Below are 22336 nucleotides of genomic sequence, written 5' to 3' on the forward strand. Positions count from 1 at the left end.
GAGTCAATGGAGTTGCTGCGCGTCGACGAGTCAGTCGAGTTGCTGCGCGTCGAAGGCGTGCGCAAGACCTTCCCCGGGGTGGTCGCCCTGGACAGCGTCGACTTCGACCTGCGCAGCGGCGAGGTCCACGTCCTGCTCGGTGAGAACGGCGCCGGCAAGAGCACCCTCATCAAGATGCTCTCCGGCGCCTACCGCCCCGACAGCGGCCGGATCTTCGCCCGGGGACAGGAAGTCCGCATCAACGGGGCGCAGGACGCCGAGAAGCTCGGGATCGCCACGATCTACCAGGAGTTCAACCTGGTCCCCGATCTCACGGTCGCCGAGAACATCTTCCTCGGCCGCCAGCCGCGCCGGTACGGACTCATCGACCGGCGCCGGATGGAAGCCGATGCCGAGGTGCTGCTGCACCGCGTCGGCCTGCACGTGTCGCCCCGGGCGAAGATCCGCGAACTGGGCATCGCCCGGCTCCAGATGGTCGAGATCGCCAAGGCCCTCAGCCTGGAGGCGCGCGTCCTGATCATGGACGAGCCGACCGCGGTCCTCACCTCGGAAGAGGTCGACAAGCTCTTCCGGATCGTGCGCAGACTGCGCGAGGACGGCGTCGGCATCGTCTTCATCACCCACCACCTGGACGAGATCGCCGCCCTCGGTGACCGCGTCACCGTCCTGCGCGACGGCCGCAGCATCGACCAGGTGCCCGCCTCGACCCCGGAGTCGGAACTCGTCCAGCTGATGGTCGGCCGCAGCATCGACCAGCAGTACCCCCGTGAACGTGCCGATGCCGGGGAGCCGTTGCTGTCCGTGCGCGGCCTCAGCCGGGGCGGCGTCTTCCACGACATCAGCTTCGAGGTGCGGGCCGGTGAGGTCGTCGGCCTCGCCGGGCTCGTCGGGGCCGGCCGCACCGAGGTCGCCCGCGCCGTCTTCGGCGCCGACCCGTACGACGCGGGCACCGTCGACGTACGCGGCGAGCGGCTCGGCAAGCACGACGTCACCGCCGCCATGACCGCCGGGCTCGGCCTCGTACCCGAGGACCGGAAGGGCCAGGGGCTGGTGCTCGACGCCTCCGTGCAGGAGAACCTCGGCCTGGTCACCCTGCGCGCGGCGAGCCGCTCCGGGCTGGTCGACCTCAAGGGCCAGCGCACGGCCGCCGCCCGGATCGCGGAACAGCTCGGCGTACGGATGGCGGGCCTCGGCCAGCACGTCCGCACCCTCTCCGGCGGCAACCAGCAGAAGGTCGTCATCGGGAAGTGGCTGCTCGCGGACACCCGGGTGCTGATCCTCGACGAACCGACCCGGGGCATCGACGTCGGCGCCAAGGTCGAGATCTACCAGCTCATCAACGAGCTGACCGCCTCCGGCCACGCCGTCCTGATGATCTCCAGCGATCTGCCGGAGGTCCTCGGCATGAGCGACCGGGTGCTGGTCATGGCACAGGGCCGGATCGCCGGTGAACTCCCCGCAGAGCGGGCCACCCAGGACGCCGTGATGGCCCTCGCCGTCGGCTCCGCCCCCGCAACGGAACCCACCGAACGCACCGAACCCACCGAACCCACCGAACGCATCGAGAACGACGAGGAGGGCCCCCGTGGCCACTGACACCCATCCGCGCAAGGCGGGCGCGGGAGCCGCCGGGCCGGGCCTGCGCCGCCTGCTGCTCGACAACGGAGCCCTCACCGCCCTGGTCGTCCTGCTGCTGGCGATGTCGCTGCTCTCGGGCGACTTCCTCACCACCCAGAACCTGCTGAACGTCGGCGTACAGGCCGCCGTCACCGCGATCCTCGCGTTCGGCGTCACCTTCGTCATCGTCTCCGCCGGCATCGACCTGTCCGTCGGCTCGGTCGCCGCGCTCTCCGCGACGGTCCTCGCCTGGTCGGCGACCTCGGCGGGGATGCCCGTCGTCCTCGCGGTCCTCCTCGCCGTCGCCACCGGCATCGCCTGCGGCTTCGTCAACGGCGCCCTCGTCGCGTACGGGAAGCTGCCCTCGTTCATCGCGACGCTGGCCATGCTGTCGATCGCCCGCGGCCTGTCCCTGGTGATCTCCCAGGGCAGCCCGATCGCGTTCCCCGACTCCGTCTCCACCCTCGGTGACACGCTCGGCGGCTGGCTGCCCGTACCGGTCCTCGTCATGATCGCGATGGGGCTGATCACGGCCCTCGTCCTCGCCCGCAGCTACCTCGGCCGCTCGATGTACGCGATCGGCGGCAACGAGGAGGCGGCCCGGCTCTCCGGGCTCCGGGTCAAGAAGCAGAAGCTGGCCATCTACGCGCTGTCCGGCCTCTTCGCCGCCGTCGCGGGCATCGTCCTCGCCTCCAGGCTGACCTCCGCTCAGCCGCAGGCCGCGCAGGGGTACGAACTCGACGCGATCGCCGCGGTCGTCATCGGCGGCGCCAGCCTCGCGGGCGGCGTCGGCAAGGCCTCCGGCACCCTGATCGGAGCACTGATCCTGGCGGTGCTGCGCAACGGCCTCAACCTGATGTCCGTGTCCGCCTTCTGGCAGCAGGTCGTCATCGGGGTCGTCATCGCCCTCGCGGTGCTGCTCGACACGCTGCGCCGCAAGGCCGGTTCCGGGGCCCCGTCCTCGGCCGGCTCCTCCGCCGCCGGGCCGGGATCACCGGGCTCGGGGCGCAGGGGAGCGATGAAGGCCGGTCTCGCACTGGTCTGCGTGGCGGCCGTCATCGCCGCCGTGACGTTCTTCAACTCCGGTTCCTCCGGCGGCAACACCCGGATCGGGATGTCCCTCTCCACGCTCAACAACCCCTTCTTCGTCCAGATGAAGGCGGGTGCGCAGGCCGAGGCAAAGGCCGCCGGGATCGACCTCACCGTCACCGACGCGCAGAACGACGCCTCGCAGCAGGCCAACCAGCTCCAGAACTTCACCAGTTCCGGCGTGGACTCGGTCATCGTCAACCCGGTGGACTCCGACGCGGTCGGACCGGCCGTACGCGGCGCCAACGACGCGGGCATCCCCGTGGTCGCCGCCGACCGGGGCGTCAACAAGGCGGACACCGCGACACTGGTGGCCTCCGACAACGTGGCCGGTGGCAAGCTCGCCGCCAAGGCCCTCGCGGACAAGCTCGGCGGCAAGGGCAGCATCGTCGTGCTCCAGGGCACCGCGGGCACCTCCGCGAGCCGCGAGCGCGGAGCCGGTTTCGCCGCGGGCATCAAGGCGTACCCGGGCATCAAGACCGTGGCCACCCAGCCCGCGGACTTCGACCGCACCAAGGGCCTGGACGTCATGACCAACCTGCTCCAGGGCCACCCCGGCATCACCGGTGTCTTCGCGGAGAACGACGAGATGGCGCTCGGCGCGGTCAAGGCGCTCGGCAGCAAGGCCGGGAAGTCGGTCTCCGTGGTCGGCTTCGACGGCACACCGGACGGACTGAAGGCGGTCGGCGCCGGAACGCTGTACGCGTCGGTCGCCCAGCAGCCCAAGGAGCTCGGGAAGATCGCCGTGCGGAACGCGGTCCGGGCGGCCGAGGACAAGAAGGTCGCCCGCACGGTCAAGGTGCCCGTCAAGGTCGTCACCCGGCAGAACGTGGCCGACTTCTCCTGACCGGGCGGCACACCACCCCGGCCACCCGCTCCACGGAAGGAAGGCAGTAGCAGCAGATGTACGAGAACGAGGACTCCGGCCCCGTCCGGTACGACCTCCTGGTCGTCGGTTCGGCCAACGCCGACCTGGTCGTCGGCGTCGACCGGCGCCCGGCGGCGGGGGAGACGGTGCTCGGCTCCGACCTGGCCGTCCACCCCGGCGGCAAGGGCGCCAACCAGGCGGTCGCCGCCGCCCGCCTCGGCGCCCGCACGGCGCTGCTGGCCCGGGTCGGTGACGACGCGCACGGCAGGCTGCTGCTGGAATCGCAGCGGTCGGCGGGCGTCGACACCACCGGGGTCCTCGTGGGCGGAGCGCCGACGGGTGTCGCCCTGATCACGGTCGACCCGACGGGCGACAACAGCATCGTCGTCTCGCCGGGCGCCAACGCGCGGCTCACCCCGGCGGACATCCGGGCGGCGGCCCCCCTCCTCGCCGCCGCCCGGGTCGTCTCCGTCCAGCTGGAGATCCCCCTGGAAACGGTCGTCGAGACGGCCCGCGTCCTGCCCGCGGGGACCCGGCTCGTCCTCAACCCGTCCCCGCCCGCCCCGCTTCCCGCCGAAGTGCTCGCGGCCTGCGACCCCTTGGTGGTCAACGAGCACGAGGCCCGCTTCATCCTCGGCCAGGGCGCGGGCACCACCCCCGAGTCCTGGGCACGGGCGCTCACCGCACTCGGCCCCCGCTCGGTGGTGATCACTCTGGGCGCCGGCGGCGCACTGGCCGCCGACACCCGTACCGGGGAGTGTGTACGGGTACCGAGCCCCGAGGTCGACGCGGTGGACACGACCGGCGCGGGCGACGCGTTCACCGCGGCCCTGGCCTGGCGGCTCGGCCTGGGCGAGGAGCTCCCCATGGCGACGGCCCTCGCCGTCAGGGTCGGCGCGGCCGCCGTCACCAGGCAGGGCGCGCAGGCGTCGTTCCCCACCGCGGAAGAGATCGGCGCACGGTGAAGAAGTCAGGCATCCTCAACCGCCACCTCGCGGGCGCCCTGGCCGAGCTGGGCCACGGTGACACCGTCCTGATCTGCGACGTCGGCATGCCCATCCCCCTGGGCCCCCGCATCGTCGACCTGGCCTTCCGGGCGGGCGTCCCGGCGTTCGCGGAGGTGCTCGACGGCCTGCTGGACGAACTCGTGGTGGAGGGCGCGACGGCGGCCGAGGAGATCCGGGACGCCAATCCGGCGGCGTCCCGCCTCCTGGCCGAACGCCTCCCCGACCTCACCCACGTACCCCACGACGCACTCAAGGCGCTCACGGCCCACGCGCGCCTGGTGGTGCGTACGGGCGAAGCGCGGCCGTACGCGAACGTACTGCTGCGCTGCGGGGTCTTCTTCTGAACAGACCGCCGACGGCGCGAGGGCGGTCCCTGCGCGTCCGCCCACGGTGCATGGGCGGTCCCCGCGTGGTCAGTCCGCCGTGACGATGCCATGGCCGGTGACGCCCACGAGCACCCGGCGGTACTCCGCGGGGCGGGCGTCGAAGTCCACCCGCGCGGCCAGCCCGGCGGCGTCGTTGTTCTGGCCCCGCAGCAGGTCCACCGACGTCTGCGTGAACCGGTCCGCGAGGTCGTCCCGCGCGGCTGCGGCCAACTCCTCACGCAGCAGCGCCACGGACTCCCGGGCGAGACGGCGCCGCTCGGGCCCGGCACGCAGCATCTCCCGGTACCCACCGCACGGTTCGGCGTCGGCCAGCAGCGGTTCCAGCCGCTCGGCCAGAGCCCGTCCCGCGACCGCCGTGCGCCGGGCCGCCGCTCCGCCGTCCACCAGCACCTGGAGGGCGACCAGCAGAGCAGTGGTCCGGGGCTCGGGTCGGTCGGAGTCGACCCGTACGGCGGCGGTGGCGTCGACCCGGTCGGAGATCCGCCGCGCGGCGGCCACCGCGCGCCCGGCCGCCCGGGGGCCCACCCCCGGCAACCGGCCCAGCTCCCAGGCCCCGGCGTCGAGCACGTCCCGCACGCTCCGGATGCCGCCCTGCTCCCATTCACCGGAGCCCGGCCGCCCCCTGACCGCCCAGCGCAGCCGCGCCACCGGGAGCCGGCCCAGCCGCTCGTCCACCAGCTCTCTGTGCAACGGCGCCCAGGCCGCCCGTACGGCCTCCACGGCCCGCTGGTGGTCGACAGCGACGGTTCCGGCGGCGTCGCTGAGCCGCCGTGCCCGCCGCATCACCTGCGGACTCACCCCGCTCGTCCGCGCCATGGCCCGGATGTTCCCGCCGACGAGACCGACGATCGTCACGAGAAGCCCGACTGCCACCAGCGTGTCGGAGATCCGGGTCAGCTCGTCGTCCGGCCCGCTGTCCTGTTCCAGTTCGTACAGATCGCCTCGGTCCGGACCTTCCGACCGCACGAAGCCGGTGTCCCAGCCGAGCCCGGAACCCTCGTCGTAGTACGGCGCCTTGAGGATCGGATCGCGTTCCGGATCACACCGGTACGGGCCCTCGCGCTCGCCCTGCCCGAACGGATCGGCCCACCGCACGGTGCACGTCCCGTCGGCCGACTCGTGGAGCACCGTCAGGTCCACCTGCCGCAGCTCGGGATAGCCGGGCGAGGCCAGATACACCCCCAGCGAACACCCGATCAGCACCAGGCCGACCGCCAGCACCCACCGGAACACAGGCACATGCCCCCTCATCCGGTCCCCCTCGCGTCGCGATCGCCATACCCCCTGCATGGCTGGGGCCAGCTTGCGCCGCGCCCGGTCGGGCATCAAGAAGCGGGACCGGCAGCCCCCGGGGCCCGTGCCTTCCTGATTCCGGCAAGCAGCGCGGTCCCGGGGCCCGGAGGCGGCGATGGGGGAAGCGGAGCCGGTACGCGGCGACCTTCCTGCGGTTCCCCCAGCGCGGTGTCGCCCGGCTCGGCGATCAGCGCCACGAGATTCGTCACCGCGTTCCTGCCACTCGGCCAGATCGCGCGGCACGGGCGGCAGGATGGCCGGAGGCGTCAGCCGCTCCCGCGCGTCGACGGCTTCGGCCCTACCCGGCTACGAGTTCTGCCCCACGCCCGCCTCCACCAGGAATTCGCTCGGCGCACCGGACCACGACACGTGCAGTCCGTCGCGCGCCCGCGTGCAGGCGACGAACAGCAGACAGCGTTCAGCCATCAGGTCGGACTGGTGCTGCATGCGATCGACGTCGACGGGAGTGACCGCTCGCGGATAGGGCAGCGAGGCCTCGTTGACACCGATGACCGCGACGCAGCGGAACTCCAGTCCCTTGAACGCATGCATCGTGCCGACCTGCACGGCGTCCGGTGAGGCGGATGCGTCCCCCCGCAGCCGGGCCGCGAGGATTCCGGACGCGCGGAACCGGGCCACGGTCTTGTCGCAGCTGTTGTTGAACCGGGCCGTTACCCCGATCTCGCCCGGTGCGATCCCGCTGTCGATCCAGCCGCGAACCCGCGCGAGAACGGCATCGAGTTCTGCGTCCTCCGAATCCGCCGCGTACACCTCGGGCCCGTTGCCATGCAGGGCCGAACGGTAGCCGAGCAGTGTCTCGTTGCGCGTGTCGTCCGCCAACTGCTCGAAGGGACGCCCGATGAGGAGGGCGGTGGACCAGCTGAGGATCTCGTGCGTGGAGCGGTAGTTCTTCCGCATCTTGGCCGACCGGCCCGCGATCTTGATCCCCACCGCCTTCAACGACACCTTCGAGTCGTAGATGCGCTGATGCGGGTCCCCGGCGATGAACAGATCGTCCGGGCGCGCCGGGGCCGCCGCCCGCAGCAGCCGCCACTGGGCCGGGTGCAGGTCCTGTGCCTCATCGACCACCACATGCCGGTAGCGGGGGCCCTCGGCCGCCAGCAGATCAGCGGCCTCCGCACACGTGCCCAGATACGTGCGCAAGCCGTCGGCGGCGAGCCGCCCCGTGAACTCCTGCACCGTCCGCCACACCGGCGGACGGGCCGACGCGGGCAGCTTGCTGCCGCGACCGGAGCGCTCGCAGTCCACGTACTCCTGCTCCGACTGCAGATTCCGCGCCAGAATCACGTGCCGGTACTCCTGCCCGAGGAACTGCGCGCTGCCGGTGAACCCGGTCGCGCTCGCCGCCTGCGCCCACCGCGTGTCCTCCTCCCCACCGCGAAGGGGCCGACGCGACGTGGACAGGACACGCCCCGCGAACGCGTCCACGGTCATGATGTCCACCCGGTCGCGCAGCGCCTCGTCATCGACTAGGGAGGCCAGCCCCATCCGCAGGGCGCCCACCAGTGCGTTGGTGTAGGTGGTGAGCAGGATGCGCTCGCCGTCCTTCAGATAGCCCAGTAGATGCCGCACCCGGTGCAACGCGACGACGGTCTTCCCGGTGCCGGGGCCTCCGGTGACCTGAGCGGGGCCGGAGTACGAGGCCCGGTAGGCGACCTTGTGCTGCGACGGGTGAAGAAAGACCCGCCAGGCCGCGAACGGCTTGTCGAGGATGTCCCGCAACTCCTCGGACCCGGTGACGTGCGCGATCCGGGTACGGGTGCGGTGGATGGCGGTCGCGAAGTCCTCGGTGTCCACGGGCGCGTCGTCCCCTGGTGCGGCCGCGAGACCGACGGACACCACATCCCGCCACACCTCCTCCACGGTGAACCCCGCGGCGAGGTATTCGAGGACCTCGCGCTGGTCCTGGGGGAAGTACGGTGCGAAGACTTCCAGTTGCTCGGCATCGGTGAGTGCTCGCGCCTGCCGCAGTGTGGTCTCGTCGATCCCGAGGGCGGCCAGATCCCCGTCGGAAACCTTCGAGAAGAGCCGCCGCTCGGGCGCGGGGGCGATGCGCTCGTACGCGGGCGTGAGCTCGTCCAGCATCGCAATGTCCCGCACCTCGACGGCACGGGTCACCGTGTTGATGCTGGCCTTCTGCTTGATCGCCCAGTCGATGGCCTTGTCGTGCGGCATCACCCGCAGCAGCACGTATGTGTCCCCGCTGTCGGGCGCGAGCACGACGCCTCGCGTCCCCTGATCGATCCTGATGGTCCGGATGTGCGGATCGCGTGCGCGCTTCAGCGTTTCGAGCTTAAGCCCGGGGTCCTTGAAGAGCTGGTCCAGGGTGAGCCGCTCGAACTTCTCCCAGGCATCGAACACCCCTTGCTTGACGGTTCCTTGGAGCTTGCCGAGCTGGGCGCAGAAGCCGATGTCGAACGCGAGATGGGGCATGTGCGGACTCTCCGGGGGAGCAGCGGTTGCGGTCACGGGTGTGGTGCAGGTCAGGTGCTGGGCCCGTCGAGGCCGAGACGGATCAGGGAGAGCGCTTCGGCGACTTCTTCGGTCATCTCGTCATCGGCTCCGAAGACCACACACAGGTCGTCGTGCAGCGGCCGCAGAATCCGGTCCGCCTCGGCCGCCCGCCCCTGGGCAAGCAGCAACATGCCGATGTCACGGCGCAGTTCGACGGCTTCCTCGCTCAGGTCGCTGTCGACGGTCCGTACGACATCCAGGAGGCCGCGCAGTGCGGCGAGCGCGTCGGTGGCCTGTCCCAGCTCGGCGCGGCAGCGGGCGGCCTGGGCGCGGCAGGCGCGCGCCGGTGCACCGGTCGGCCCGTCGGTACGGGCATACGCGTCGGCCAAGGCGTCGAACTCGGGCAGCGCCGCCCGGTAGTCGCCGCCGAGCAACTGGATCGCCGCCCGGTTCTTCCGCAAGGCCAGCACCCGCTTGCTCTCCGCACCCAGGGCACGTGCGGCGGGTTCGATGACCTCGCCCAGCACCTCGGCCGCCTGCGCGAACCTCTCTTCCTCCAGGAGTGCTTCGGAGTGCGCGTAGGCATCGTCGATCTCTTCGCGCAGCTGCGCCGGAACGGGCACGGGTACGGGTGCGGGCAGGCCGGCCTGCGGATCGATCGCTGTCGCTGCGGCGCCGCGAGGCGTGCCCGCCCGTGCCCGCGGCGCGTACGGATCGCGGAAGATCCCCGTGGGATCGGGCACACCCTGCGGGCCGGCGTCCCCGGGGGCGAGGTTCTGACCCGGCGGCGGCAGGAACGGCCGCAGCCGTTCGTACACCTCCTGCACATCGGCCGGCCGTGCCTCCGGGGACTTCAGCAGCAGCTGAAGAACGAGGTCCTCCAGAACCTTCGGCACGTCGGGGCGCAGCACGCGCAGCGGGGTGGGAGCCGCGTTGACGTGCTGGTACATCACCATGTACTCGCCGTCCGCGCTGAACAGCAGCCGTCCGCTGAGTAGTTCGTGCAGCACGCACCCCAGCGCGTACAGGTCGGTCTGCGGGGAGATCCGCCCGCCGCGCACCTGTTCGGGGGCCATGTACTGATAGGTGCCGATGGGGCTGCCGGTCGCGGTCAGCTTGGTGACGTCGGTCCGCAGTATGGCGGCGATCCCGAAGTCGAGGACCTTCACCGTCCCGTCGCGCGCGACGAGGATGTTGCTCGGCTTGAGGTCCCGGTGGATGACCGGCACCTCGTGCGCGTGTGACAGCACGGTGGCGACCTGCGCCGCCACGGCCACCGCCCAGCTGACCGGCAGCAGGCGCTCCGGGTGGATGTACGTGGACAGCGGCATGCCGTCCACGAGCTCCATCACGAGGAACAGCCGCTCGTAGCTGTCGTCGAGCACCGCGTCGTACACCTGCGGCACGCCGGGATGCTGGATCCGTGCGGTGATCCGGGCCTCGCGGCGGAACCTCTTGACGAACTCCTCGGCCAGCTGGGGCGAGCCGGCCACGGCCTGAGGCCTGATCCGCTTCACCGCGACGGGCCGGTCCAGCACGGTGTCGTAGCCGCGCCACACGTCGCCCATGCCCCCGTTGGCGAGCGGCTCCAGGAGTTCGTACCGTCCGGCGATCGACTGCTGCTGCGGCACAGGGCCCCCGTGTGTGCGTACGTGCGGGTGCGGACCCGGACACGTGCACGTACGGCGCGTGCGGACGGACCCGGCTCCGGCGTCGTCGGGAGCAAGTCTCTCCGGAGAGTGATCTCTGGTCCAGCCGGTGCGCGACCGACCGTCGCGGAGGGTTGCTTTCCGGTCACGATGCCTTACCCGGACGGCACCTCCACAACGGCCCAGACCGTCTTGCCGGGCCCGTCCGTACACGGGAACCAGCCCCAACGGTCCGTCAGCGCCGAGACCAGGAGCAGCCCCCTGCCCCCGTCTCCCTCTAGGTCGAGCCCGGCAACCGGCGCCGCGACGGTCGGCCGTACGGGAAGCCGCTCGCCGCGCGTATCGGTGACCTCCACGCGCAGGGCGCTGCCCTCGGCGGACAGGTTCAGCCGGAAGTCCCGCCCGGGCACGTGCCCGTGGCGCAAAGCGTTCGCGCTGAGCTCGGCGACCACCAGCGTCACCGTGTCGTGCGTGTCGCTGCCGTACGGGACGCCCCAGGCGTCGAGCCGCTCTCCGGCCAGCCGGCGGGCGAGCCGGGCGCCGCGGGGCGTGGAGCTGAACCGCATCGCGAAGTGGTGCCGGGGGAGGCGGGGTTGGGCGGGGTGTGGGGACTGGGGGGTTCGGATGGGGAGGGGTGGGGTGCTGGTCATGGGCCCACGCTCTCGCGGTGCCGCTCACTGTGACCATGGGCGACGCGCGGTCTCGGTGTGCTTGTACGCGGTGGGCGTCTTGCTTGTACGCGGGTGGGGCAGGCCGTGGTGACGTCGCGTCGGCCGAGCAGATTCCGACACCCTCGCGCTTCGCAGTACAACAGAGCCGCTGCGTGCGTGAACCAGTGGCGGGAATCCCACGTTGTGCAGTGGTCTCGGCCGCTACGATCACGAAATGGCGGACCCTTCGGAATATGAGCTCTTGGCATGGCGTGACATCCAGCGGTTCAAGGACCGGGCACTGTCACGAATGATGAAGAACGCCGGTGAGCAAGTGGCGATAGGCACTGCGGAACTCGGCAAGCGGGCCGCGAAACGCCTGGAGAAGCACCCGAGGGCTCAATCGGCGGTAGCGCGTGGTCAGAAGCTCGTCGCCAAGGGCGCTGACACGGTCGGGACCAAGGCGCGCGGAGCCGCTGACGCCCTCCCGGACTGGAGCGGCACCGCGGTTCAGTCCGTGCGGCAGACGGTGGGGCGGGTCTCGCGGGCGGGACTTTCCTCCAAGCGGGTGGTGGCGCTCCATAAGAAGCGCGGGCACGACGTCGCAGCGCTGTCCGACCTGCACCGCCTCGACCTTCAACAGATCGACGCGGTCCGTGGACGAGCGGCGAGCTGGTACTACCCTGCTGTCGCCGCTCTCTCGGGAGCGAGCGCGGGGCTGGTGATCTCCGGAGGGCAGCTCGTCACCGTCGCTTCTGCAGGGGCTGCGGCAGCGCCTTCGGGAGGTGCCATCGTCGGCGCTTTCGCTGCCGATACCGCAGTCGTCCTCGGACTCGCATCCCGCTGCGTCGGCCAGGTCTCGCTCATCTACGGCTACGACCCCGAAGCGCCTGCCGAGAAACTCTTTGTGATGTCTGTCATCAACGCCGGAACTGCCGCGTCGGCCACCGCCAAGACCGCTGCGATGGCCGACATCTCGAGGCTCACCCAAGCACTCGTCCGCGGCAAGTCATGGAGCGTCCTCAACGAGGCAGTTGTCGCCAGGGTCTCCGCGCGCTTCGCGAAGGAATTCGGCTTCCGCCTTACCAAGAAGGGGCTCGGCAAGGCCCTGCCCGCATTCGGGATCCTCGTCGGCGGCACCCTCAACTGGACCACTCTGGAGTCGATCGTCGACGCCGCCGACGTGGCGTACCGGCGGCGGTTCCTCCTCGAGAAGTACCCGCATCTTGGTGACGAGGAGGCATACGCATCGCGTCCTGATGACGGACCGGACGCCCCGGACGAAGCCGACGTGGCGATCAGTGTGCTTGACGAGCTGGCCGAAGCGGGCGGACCCGACCTCAACTGAACCAAGCGTGGATCGCTCGCGCGTGCCGGGGGCTGAAGACCTTCTTGATGCACAGGATTTGAGCTGAGCTCTCCAGATTCGAGCTTGCCTGTACGGATCGGCGCTGCCGCCGGAAGTGGCTTGTTCTCTGACTTGCGGTTGAGATCGAGTACTGCGGGTCCGATGATGGCCGGGGCGAACAACGGACGGGGGCGCGCTGTGCTGAGCGCAGATGATGGCACGTCGGTCGGTGCGCCATGAAGCAGCGCATGCAACTGGTGCTTCAGGTGCTCCTGGTACTCGTGGCGAGTCTGTTCGGGATCGTCACCAACTACGCCACCGGTGTCGACGAGGCACCCTGGCTGTTACAGGTCATTCAGAGGGCGTCCGTCCCCGCCATTGGTCTGTTGGTCATCGCGATGGTCGTGGTCCAAGTCGTTGTGTACCGGCTGGAAAACCCGGCACCGCCGCAGGCCGACTGGCCGCGTGACCGGCCCCCGTACCCGGGGTTGGACGCCTTCGCGGAGGACGAAAGTGCTGTGTTCTTCGGGCGGGAGGCCCTGGCCGCCGAACTGACGCGCAGGCTCAATACCTCGCCGGACAGGCCGGCGGAACGGTTTCTGGTCCTGGTCGGCGCGTCCGGAAGCGGAAAGTCATCCCTGGTCAGGGCCGGCGTGATGCCCCGGCTGCGGGATCGCCGATGGACAGTGGTCCCTGCGTTCACCCCGGGGGCGAGCCCGTTGGGCGCGCTGGCATCGGCTATCGCCTCTGCTGGCGGGGGTCAGGAACCCGCAAGCGCCGTCCTGCGCCGGTTGCGGCAGGGCCCGGCCGCGCTCAGAGCGGAACTGACCCGCCTGCGTGGCGGCCGGTTCCGTCGGCTCCTCCTGGTGGCGGACCAGTTCGAAGAGGTCCTCACCCTGACCGGTGAACGGGAACGCGCCCAGTTCCTCGAATCGCTCCGCTACTGCGTTGAGCAGGACACGAGCATCCGCGTGCTCGCCACCCTCCGGGTGGACTTCCTCGGAAGGCTCCTGACTACGGGGCACGCCGAGATCTGCCAGCGCCCACTCACGGTCGGCGCACTCGGCAGGGGTCAGTTCGCGCAGGTCGTGGAGCGTCCCGCCGCACTGGTGGGCCTCACCTTCGAGCCCGGAGTTGTCGACACCATCATTGATGACGCCGGCGCGGACGATGCTCTGCCGCTGCTCGCCTACCTCCTCCAGGAGCTCTACTTCGCGGCCGGTCCGGGCGGTACGGTCACCGAGGAGCTGTACCTCGGCCTGGGCGGCGTGGCCGGTGCTCTCGCGCGGCAGGCGGACAACACGGTGTCCGAGCTCGACCATGCAGACGGGATCACCTTCGTTCTGAGGGTCCTCCTCAGGTTCGTCACGGTCCGGGGGCACGAAGTGGCCCGAAAACGTGTCCTCCTGTCCGAACTGACCGAGCCCGAACGGCACGTCGTGGACGCCTTCGTCGACGCGCGTCTACTGACGTCCGATGCGGCAGGCGACGGAACCGCAGGCCAGGAACAACCCTACGCACAGGTGACGCATGAGGCGCTGTTCCGACAATGGGCACCCCTGCGCCAGGAGGTCGAATCGCGTGCGGATCAGCTTCGCGAGCGGGCCGAACTGGAGCGCTGGGCCGAGGACTGGGAGCGCTCCGGCCGGAGCGACGACTACCTTCTGACCGGGGAGCGGCTCAGGTTGGCTCAACGCCGGCTCACCGCACTTGAGGAGTCGGGCATCGCCCCGGACCCGGTCCGCGTGCTCGTGCAGTGCTCGCAGCGACGCGACCTTGCCTTCCTGCGCCGCGTGTCGGACAGCATTGGCCAGTACGCGCTCGGTAGCGCGGAGACTCACCCGGAACAGGCGATACTCCTGTCTCTGGCCGCTCTCGGCGAATGCACGCCCACGCCCTCGGCCCGCCGAGGCCTCATGGCGGCGCTGGCCGCGAGCCATCTCCGTACACGCGTGGACGCGCACACGGACACAGTCCGGCACATCGCGTGGTCCCCGGACGGCCGCCGACTGGCCACCGCCTCGCGCGACGGCAGCGCACGCGTCCTGGACGCCCGCTCCGGCCAGTCTCTGCTTGTCCTGTCGTCCGACGGGGCGATGGTCGAGTCGGTGGCATGGTCGCCTGACTCCGCGTACGTCGCGACGGCCGGCCGGGAGCGTGTGGTGCGCATCTGGGACACCGTGGCGGGCGCGCCCGTCCGGCTGCTGACAGGAGCCACAGACATCGTGAGACAGGTGGCCTGGTCACCCGACGGAACGCGCGTCGCCGCCAGTTCGAAGGACTGCGTCGTACGGGTGTGGGAGGCCGGGACGGGTCGCCTCGTGCAGGAACTGACGGGACACCGGAACGACGTCTGGGGAGTCACCTGGTCACCTGACAGCGACCGTCTCGCCTCGGCCTCGCACGACCAGACGGCCCGCGTGTGGGACGTGGCGACGGGAACCGCCGTCGTCGTTCTGGAAGGACACACGGATTTCGTCGAAGGCGTCGCCTGGTCCCCGGACGGCCAGTCGATCGCCACCGGGTCGGGCGACCACACGGCCCGCATCTGGGACGCCCGGACCGGTGCGCTTCAACTACTGCTGCGTGGCCACACCGACTACGTATGGAACTTGGCTTGGTCTCCGGACAGCCGTGCCCTCGCCTCCGCGTCCTCCGACCACACCGTGCGCCTCGTCAGCACTCAGGACGCGAAGGTGCTGGCCGTGCTGCGCGGCCACGCGGATACCGTCTGGGGTGTGAGCTGGTCGCCCTCCGGAAGCCAGCTCGCCACGAGTTCCGCGGACGGCGCTGCGATCGTGTGGGACCTACGGCCCCGGGGCGCGGAGGTCCTCGCGGCCGACGGCCACCGAGGCCCGGTGAACGAGGCCTCTTGGTCTGCCGATGAGCAGTGGATCGCCACGGCCTGCGACGACGCGACCGTACGCCGGTGGAGTTCCGACGACGGTGCCCTTGTCGGAGAGCCGTTGAGGCTCGATGACAGGGTCTGGAGCGTGGCGTGGTCCCCGCTGCCTCAGGACGGCAGGCTGGCCCTCAGCACGAACGACGGTCTCTTCCGGATCGTGGACGAGGCCGGCACGGTCCTGGCCGAGCAGCGGGGAGAGGTCGTCGAGTCGTGCGCCTGGGCGCCGGACGGCCGCCGCATCGCGACTGGCGGACACGACGGAACCGTGCGCGTCCGCGAGGCGGACAGCGGCACGGAACTCACCGTCCTGACCGGCCACCAGGACTGGGTGGGACGCGTCGCCTGGTCGCCGGGCGGTCGCATGCTCGCCAGCGCGTCGGACGACCGTACCTGCCGTCTCTGGGACGTCGCGGAGAGCCGGCAGCTCACCGTCCTGCGAGGCCACGACAACTATGTCGACGACGTGGCTTGGTCCCCGGACGAAGAGCGGATCGCCACCGCCTCCGGCGACTGGACGGTGGCGGTGTGGGAGACCGCGACGGGCCGCCGCATCGATGTGCTCAAGGGCCATGAAGGACGCGTCCGATGCGTGGCGTGGTCTCCCGACGGCCGCCATCTCGCCAGCGGCTCGGACGACCGGACAGTGCGCGTCTGGTGTGCCGACACCTTGGAGGAGGTCGCCGTCATCGGTGTCCACCAGGACAAGGTCTCGTCGGTCGCCTGGTCTCGGGACAGCACCCGCCTGCTCACCGCCTCTTTCGACGGCACGGCCCGGATCTGGTCCGCCGCCCCCGACTACGACCGGCTCGAAGCCCACGCCCGGGGGCGCGTATTCCGGACCCTCGACGAGGACGAACGCCGACGCCACCTGCTGCCTCTGGCGGGGACGTAGCCAGTACGTCGACTCAGTACCGCTCCTCCACCGTCCGAGCGTCGGTGCTCACGAGGTAGTCGTCAGGATCGAGATCCATCGCCTTGCGGGCAGACGACGCCCAGTAGGTCGCGTTGCGCTCAGCGAATGTCTCCGGTCCTTCGTAAGAGATCAGCCAGACGAACTGGTTGCGCTCCCGGTCGACCCAGGCGCCACCGAGGGTGAACCCCAACTCCAGCCGCAGCGGCACGATGTCGGACGTCCATCGCTCCACCCACTCGTCCAGCAGGCCGTCGCGGACGGTATAGGTGCGGAGCTGAGTGGTCTTGGGCATGAGGGTGTCCTCTCGCAGGTCGACTCGGAGCGCGCCACTGCGAAGGGTATGCGATCTATCGGTAGCGGGTATCGCTGAGCGTCGGCTCGCTGGGCGCACTCTTTGGAGGGAAGCCCCTGTGAACGCGGTGCAGGTGGGTCGGCAGGTGATTACGGTGCCCGAGTGGGACGAACCGAGGCCGGGCGCTGCGGTGCGCAGGCGTGAACGTGGTTCGGAAGGTCCTGAGTTGAGGCCGGGCGTGGGGCGCGTATGTACGGACAGGCGGTGGTGACGATGGCGTTGGACGACGCGGGGGCGGAGCCGGGTGCGGAGGCGGTCGGCGGGCCTGAAACCGGGACGCGGCCGGAGGGCAAGTCGGAAAACGGGGTGGCGGTCGCGTTCGGGCGGCAGCTGAAGCTTCTGCGGATCCGGGCTGGTCTGGACCGGGTGGAGTTCGGGAAGCGGGTGGGGTATGCGGCACAGTCCATCGCCTCGTTCGAGCAGGGGCGGCGGATTCCGCAGCCGGAGTTCGTCGACAAGGCTGACCGGGTGCTGGACGCGGGTGGGCTGTTGATGGCGTTGAAGGAGGAGCTGGCGCGGTCACAGTATCCGGCGTTCTTTCGGGACGCTGCGCGGCTGGAGGCTGAGGCGTTGGAGCTCTTCTTGTACGCGGTGAGTGCCGTGCCGGGGCTCCTGCAAACGGAGGAGTACACCCGTGCCCTTCTCGCGATGCGACGGCCGCTGCTCGACGGGGACATTATCGAGCAGCGTGTGGTCTCTCGCATGGCTCGACAGGAGGTACTCAATCGGTGGCCCGCTCCCTTGACGAGTTTCGTGATCGAGGAAGCCGTTCTGCGGCGGCCGTTCGGCGGAACGGCAGTGCTCCGGGGCGTCCTTGAGCAGATCCTTCTGGTTGGTCGGCAGCGGAGCGTCGAGATTCAGGTCATGCCGACGGTCCGTGAGGACAACGCGGGACTGGATGGGCCGTTCACCTTGATCACGTGCAAGAGCGGTGAGCAACTTGCGTATCTGGAGGTACAAGGGCGCAGCATCCTGCTGACCGATCGCGATGAGGTGCGCTCTGTGGCGGCACGCTATGGGATCATCCGTTCGCAGGCTCTGACTCCGCAGGAGTCTCTGGTATTCATCGAGAAGTTGCTGGGAGAGCTATGAAGACCACTGATGCTCCTGTCACGCAGGGGCTGGCTTGGGTCAAGAGCAGCTATAGCGGGGCTGAAGGCGGTGAGTGCGTTGAGGTCGCTGCCGCCGCCACCCGCGTGCACATCCGCGATTCGAAGCAGACCGGCGGTCCCGTGCTGACGGTCGGGCCGGGCGCATGGGCGGGGTTCGTCGGGCTCGTCGCGAGCTGAGCCGCGCCTACGCAGGAGGGCCCCGCCCGCGTGCCGAATCGGCAATGCGGCGGGGCCCTCTCGTTCGTACGGGCGACGAACTACTCGTCCACGCCCTCGTCCCGGCGGATCATCCGCCAGGCCGCCCGGCGAGCACTGCGGTCCAGGCTGGAGCGGAAGTTCTTGTCGGGGCCGAAGTACTGGCGCCCTATGCCGGCGGTCGACTCGATGTGATCGGCCATGTTGTCGGCGAAGGCGCGGTCGAAGACCTTGCCGAAGTTCGCCTCGTCGTTGACGACGGCCGCGGCCCGGACCTTCGGGTCCTCGGTCGTCTTCTTGAACGGCTTCCGGACGTCGTCCTCGGTGAACTCCGTGCCGAACTTGGCATTGAACGCGTCGATCAGCTCCGACAGCAGAGACTTCTCCGGCTCAGCCGCACCACCCGTGCCGTCGCCGAAGCCGGGGAGCGCGGTCGGCCCTTCGGGGGACAGAGAGACGTCGTATTCCCCCGTCTTCTCCACCCGCAGATGGCTGAGATCGATCTCGCCTATGTCGACGCCGCCGTCCGCGAGGCGGGGGAGCCGGTTGAGGAGGTAGCGGCCGTAGAGGTGCAGCCGTTCCAACTCCGCGTCGCGGTAGGGAACGATCTGGGCGAGGAAGCCGTACTTCCGTACGTAGTCGTTGAGGTTCGCCCTGAACTCCTCGGCCACGTTCACGTCGTCCTCCTCTTCGCTCTCCAGGAGGGGCGTGAAGCGGGCGACGGCGGGGGAGAGGAGCCGGTACAGCTCGGCGTGCAGCTTCTCCCACTTCGCCTGCGAGCCGGCGGCCTTCTCCTTCGCCGCGAAGTACGCGGCGGCGAACTCGTCCATCTCGGACTCGGAGATGATCGGCGCCGACATAACCCGGCCCTGCGCGGTGTAGAGCAGGTTCGGGTCGGAGGGGAGGGTGTTGGCCTCCTCGAAGTACGGGCGGAACGCGTCCTGGATGTCCTCGGCGGCGTTCACGAAGTCAAGGACCGCCAGGTCCGCCTGCGTCTTGCGGTCGGCCGTGCGGTTGAGCCGGGAGAGCGTCTGGACGGCGGAGATGCCGGTCAGGGTCTTGTTGACGTACATGGTGGTGAGGAGCGGCTGGTCGAAGCCGGTCTGGTACTTCTCCGCGACGACCAGGATCTTGTACTCCTGCTGCCCCCGCCCGCCCGCGCCGACCGCCTTGTCGTCAGCCCGGGTGTAGGCGAACGCCTTCGGCAGCCCGCTCTCCGCGATGCCGCCGTTCTCCTTCGGCTCGGTCGTCTCCTGGTCGTCGCCGTTGATCTTGAGTGAGCCGGAGAACGCCACGAGGACGCCGAGGTCCGGATACTTGGTGTCGTACGCCCGGTCCTTGATGTAGCTCTTGATCGCACGGGCCATCTCCACGGCGGACTCCCGCGAAGCCGTCACCACCATGGACTTGGCGCGCCCGCCGAGCCGGCCTCGGGAGTGCGTCACGAAGTGCTCCACGATCACCTGGGCGTGCTGGGTGACGGTGCTCTCGTGCATGAGCGCGTACCGGGCGAGCAGGCTGTTGGCCTTCGAGGGGTCCACCTCGCGCTCGTCCCGGTTCTCGTTCACCAGCTTCCAGTACGTGTTATACGTGACGTAGTTCCGCAGTGGGTCGAGGATGAACCCTTCCTCGATGGCCTGACGCATGGAGTACGTGTGGAAGGGGCGGTAGGCCGCCTCGCCGTCCACGGTGTCCTCCGTGCCGAAGAGTTCGAGGGTCTTGGCCTTCGGGGTGGCGGTGAAGGCGAAGTAGGAGAGGTTCGCGGCCTTGGAGCGTTCCGCGGCCTTCTGCTTCAGCTTCTCGTAGACGGTTGCAGTGCTCGCGCCCTTGTCCTCTGAGTCCGCATCCAGACCGAGGTCCCGCAGCGCGGCCTTCACGGCGGTGGAGGCGTCGCCGGACTGCGAGGAGTGGGCCTCGTCGATGACGATCGCGAAGGTGGTGCCCTTGATCTCGGTCGGGTTGCGCTCGATGTAGTCGATGAGCGCGGGGAACGAGTGCAGGGTGACCGTCACGATCTTGCCGGTGTCGCGGGACAGCGCACGGGCGAGCTGTTCGCTCTTCGAGCCGTGCTTCTCATCGACCTTCACGACCAGGCCCTCGGTCTGCGAGAAGCTGCCGACCGTTTCACGGAGTTGGGCGTCGAGGTTGCGCCGGTCCGTGATGACGATGACTTTGTCGAACACGGGTGAACCCGGCTTGATCCGGCCGGCCGCGAGGGCGTCGGCGTCGAGCGTGCGGGGGTCCGTGTCGGCGTGCAGGTCGCTCAGCCGGTGAGCGAGCCAGCCGATGGTGTTCGACTTGCCGGAGCCGGCGGACGCCATGACGAGGTAGTTCTGCCCCACGCCGTGGGTCGAGGCGTGGGCGGCCAACTTCTTGACGACGTCCCACTGGTGGAAGCGCGGGAAGATCGTTGACTTGGCGGTCCCGCCGCCGGGCGTCTTCGTCTTCTGCTGGTGCACGTAACGCTGAAGCAGATCCAGCCAGTTGTCCCGTGCCCAGACCTGCTCCCAGAGGTAGGAAGTGGCGTACGTGCCGTAGGCGGTCGGGTCCGGGTTTCCGGCACCGCCGGGCAGGCCGGCTCCGTTGGAGCCGGTGTTGAAGGGGAGGAAGCGGGTGTTCTTGCCCCGGAGATGGGTGGCGACGAAGACGAGATCCGGGTCCACGGCGAAGTTCGCGACGACGCGGCGGGTGAAGATCAGCTCGGTGGGGTCGCGATCGGTGCGGTACTGCTCCTTGGCGTGCTCGACGCCCTGCCGGGTGAGGGGGTTCTTCAGCTCGGCGGTGGCGACGGGGATGCCGTTCAGGAACAGGGTCAGGTCGAGCTTGTTGCCCCAGTCGGCCTGCTTGGTGGCGTAGGTGAGCTCTCGTACGACGGTGAGACGGTTGGCCCGGTAGCCGTCGAGCACGGAGTCGTCGGCGACGAGATTCGGCTTGAAGTAGGCCACGCGGAGGCGGACGCCGCGGTCCTTGACGCCGTTGCGCAGGACGTTGAGGAGACCGTCTTCGCTGATGGCCTTGTCGAGGCGCTGGGCGAAGCCGCGCTGGGCGGCGTCGTGGTCGTCGCCGTAGACGGCGACAAGTTCGTCCCACTCGCGGATCTGGCTCTCGCCGAGGAAGGTGAACAGCTCGTTGGTGTCCAGGCCGAGGTCGGCCTGATAGTCCTCGGGCTGCGCCTCGCGCCAGCCGCGCGCGGTCATGGCCGCGACGATGGCGTCGCCGAAGGCGGACTCGTTATGGATGGGGCTCATGCTGTCGGCACTCCATCCGTTACGTTGCGGCCGCTGGCGGTGGAGACGTCGAACTGGCCGGTTACGGCGGCAGTGATGAGAGCTTTACGGCGTTCCTTCAGCAACTGACCCTGCCTTGCGAGAGCTACTTGAAGTGCATTCCTACGATCCAGAGAACGAGTGATCTGCATTGCAGTTGATTGCTGAGTGGCCAACGACGGTACATTGAGAGCGAGATTGGCGACGTCCCCGAGGCCAAGCCCCATTTTCGTTCCCCCGTAGCTATTCATTTGGAGAGCCTGACGTGACCGGGTGGACTTTAGCGCATATGCCAACCAGTGTGGATCGCAGAGCCCGTCGGCGGGGCGCACCAATGCTACGTGTTGGCTAATGTTCCCATCCTTTCCGCGTTCGTCAATCAAAGCTACAGATCCAATGTCTGCAGTGATGCTCACTAGGACGTCATTGATCTGTGTCCGGGAACGCTCTCGTTCTGGTCCGGGCGGCGCATCTACGTAAAGGAGATCGCGCAAATCAAGCGTGATGCCCTGGCGCGGGATGTTGGTGATTCTGAGAAATGGACTGCCGGAGTTTACGGTAAGCTCTCCCCACCCGCGGGGACCGCTGGTGATCTTCTTCGTCAAGTATTTTAGGCGCACGGAACGCCCCGGTGAGGCATCAATTGCTTCAGTGGTGACACTCTCCAGAGATGCCTGCAACAGTGCGATTTGCTGACTTCGAAGCGTAGTGAGTGCATCGAGCCGGGCAGTCTCGGCGTCGAGGAAGTCGGCGATGCGGCGCTGCTCTTCTATTGGTGGAAGCATTACTCGCAGGGACCGCAGCCAATCGTTGTCAATCTCCACTTGATTGGGTCGAACGCCTCGAGAGAGGGATGAGTATTCTGCCGTGTATACAGTGGAGCGAAAAAGCCAATTAAGGAACCGGTGGTCTTCGGTATGATTTGGGCGAAAGCAAATATAGTGACCGGAAACGATCCCTGTATGCGAGGAGATGCCGACGGATCCTTGCCATGCTTTCATCCTGTTTACGACGAGCCAGCCGGAATGCACCAATTGATAGATACTTCTGTCCAGTGCCGCCTTGTTGAAGTTGTCGTCCCGATCTGAACGCTTAACGACGCCATGCTCGCGGTAAACACTCAGAAGTTCCTGCTCAGGGTGGTTGATGTCCTTCACGCGCTCAAACATCGACCACAGTGGGGCTGAGTTCCACTGAGACGGCCAAGAGAC

The 22336-nt window shown here is 69.1% G+C and carries 15 protein-coding genes; 8 read left to right on the forward strand and 7 right to left on the reverse strand.

Features of this window, described 5'->3' with window-relative positions; genetic code table 11:
- The first annotated feature begins 6 nt into the window (after positions 1-6).
- The 4 genes from OG892_RS34290 to rbsD are packed head-to-tail and all read left to right on the forward strand — an operon-like array spanning position 7 to position 4925.
- A complete protein-coding gene (locus tag OG892_RS34290) occupies positions 7-1596 on the forward strand; it encodes a sugar ABC transporter ATP-binding protein (protein ID WP_371631738.1) in 1590 nt (529 codons plus the stop codon).
- On the forward strand, positions 1586-3553 hold the full coding sequence (locus OG892_RS34295; RefSeq protein WP_073734297.1) for a substrate-binding domain-containing protein: 1968 nt from the start codon (positions 1586-1588) through the stop codon (positions 3551-3553). The genes OG892_RS34290 and OG892_RS34295 overlap by 11 nt, the downstream gene beginning before the upstream one ends.
- A gap of 56 nt (positions 3554-3609) precedes the next feature.
- On the forward strand, positions 3610-4539 hold the full coding sequence (locus tag OG892_RS34300) for a ribokinase (RefSeq protein ID WP_371631116.1): 930 nt from the start codon (positions 3610-3612) through the stop codon (positions 4537-4539).
- Positions 4536-4925 carry a D-ribose pyranase gene (gene rbsD, locus OG892_RS34305; RefSeq protein WP_073734299.1) on the forward strand — a complete coding sequence of 130 codons (390 nt, stop codon included), beginning with the start codon at positions 4536-4538 and terminating at the stop codon, positions 4923-4925. The genes OG892_RS34300 and rbsD overlap by 4 nt, the downstream gene beginning before the upstream one ends.
- A 69-nt stretch (positions 4926-4994) precedes the next feature.
- On the opposite strand, the gene OG892_RS34310 is transcribed toward rbsD, so the two are convergent.
- From OG892_RS34310 to OG892_RS34325, 4 genes are all read right to left on the reverse strand, one after another.
- Positions 4995-6206, reverse strand: a complete 1212-nt coding sequence (locus OG892_RS34310) for a hypothetical protein (RefSeq protein WP_371631117.1) — start codon at positions 6204-6206, stop codon at positions 4995-4997.
- A 360-nt stretch (positions 6207-6566) separates the two neighbouring features.
- Positions 6567-8714, reverse strand: a complete 2148-nt coding sequence (locus OG892_RS34315; RefSeq protein WP_371631118.1) for a UvrD-helicase domain-containing protein — start codon at positions 8712-8714, stop codon at positions 6567-6569.
- 50 nt (positions 8715-8764) lie between these two features.
- Positions 8765-10366, reverse strand: coding sequence for a serine/threonine-protein kinase (locus OG892_RS34320; RefSeq protein WP_371631119.1), 1602 nt, complete (start codon positions 10364-10366; stop codon positions 8765-8767).
- 173 nt (positions 10367-10539) lie between these two features.
- Positions 10540-11034 carry an ATP-binding protein gene (locus OG892_RS34325; protein ID WP_371631120.1) on the reverse strand — a complete coding sequence of 165 codons (495 nt, stop codon included), beginning with the start codon at positions 11032-11034 and terminating at the stop codon, positions 10540-10542.
- Between the two features lie 235 nt (positions 11035-11269).
- On the opposite strand from OG892_RS34325, the gene OG892_RS34330 reads away from it, so the two are divergent.
- Positions 11270-12382 carry an EcsC family protein gene (locus tag OG892_RS34330; RefSeq protein WP_371631121.1) on the forward strand — a complete coding sequence of 371 codons (1113 nt, stop codon included), beginning with the start codon at positions 11270-11272 and terminating at the stop codon, positions 12380-12382.
- 248 nt (positions 12383-12630) lie between these two features.
- Positions 12631-16179, forward strand: coding sequence for an AAA family ATPase (locus OG892_RS34335; protein ID WP_371631122.1), 3549 nt, complete (start codon positions 12631-12633; stop codon positions 16177-16179).
- A gap of 13 nt (positions 16180-16192) precedes the next feature.
- Here the strand turns inward: OG892_RS34335 and OG892_RS34340 are convergent, their stop codons facing one another.
- Positions 16193-16492 (reverse strand): NIPSNAP family protein, encoded by a 300-nt coding sequence (locus OG892_RS34340; protein ID WP_371631123.1) that lies wholly within the window; start codon positions 16490-16492, stop codon positions 16193-16195.
- Between the two features lie 273 nt (positions 16493-16765).
- Between OG892_RS34340 and OG892_RS34345 the strand changes: the two genes are divergently transcribed.
- Both OG892_RS34345 and OG892_RS34350 read left to right on the forward strand, forming a co-directional pair.
- Entirely contained in the window at positions 16766-17644 is an 879-nt protein-coding gene (locus OG892_RS34345) for a helix-turn-helix domain-containing protein (protein WP_371631739.1), read from the forward strand.
- Positions 17641-17841: a DUF397 domain-containing protein gene (locus OG892_RS34350; RefSeq protein ID WP_371631124.1), complete on the forward strand. Its 201-nt coding sequence runs from the start codon at positions 17641-17643 to the stop codon at positions 17839-17841. Before OG892_RS34345 ends, OG892_RS34350 begins: the two co-directional genes overlap by 4 nt.
- 80 nt (positions 17842-17921) lie before the next feature.
- On the opposite strand, the gene OG892_RS34355 is transcribed toward OG892_RS34350, so the two are convergent.
- Positions 17922-21107, reverse strand: coding sequence for a type I restriction endonuclease subunit R (locus OG892_RS34355; protein ID WP_371631125.1), 3186 nt, complete (start codon positions 21105-21107; stop codon positions 17922-17924).
- Positions 21104-22282, reverse strand: coding sequence for a restriction endonuclease subunit S (locus tag OG892_RS34360; protein WP_371631126.1), 1179 nt, complete (start codon positions 22280-22282; stop codon positions 21104-21106). The genes OG892_RS34355 and OG892_RS34360 overlap by 4 nt, the downstream gene beginning before the upstream one ends.
- Between the last annotated feature and the right edge of the window lie 54 nt (positions 22283-22336).

Origin of the sequence: Streptomyces sp. NBC_00341, from assembly GCF_041435055.1 — a bacterium.
In the GTDB taxonomy this organism is placed as follows: domain Bacteria; phylum Actinomycetota; class Actinomycetes; order Streptomycetales; family Streptomycetaceae; genus Streptomyces.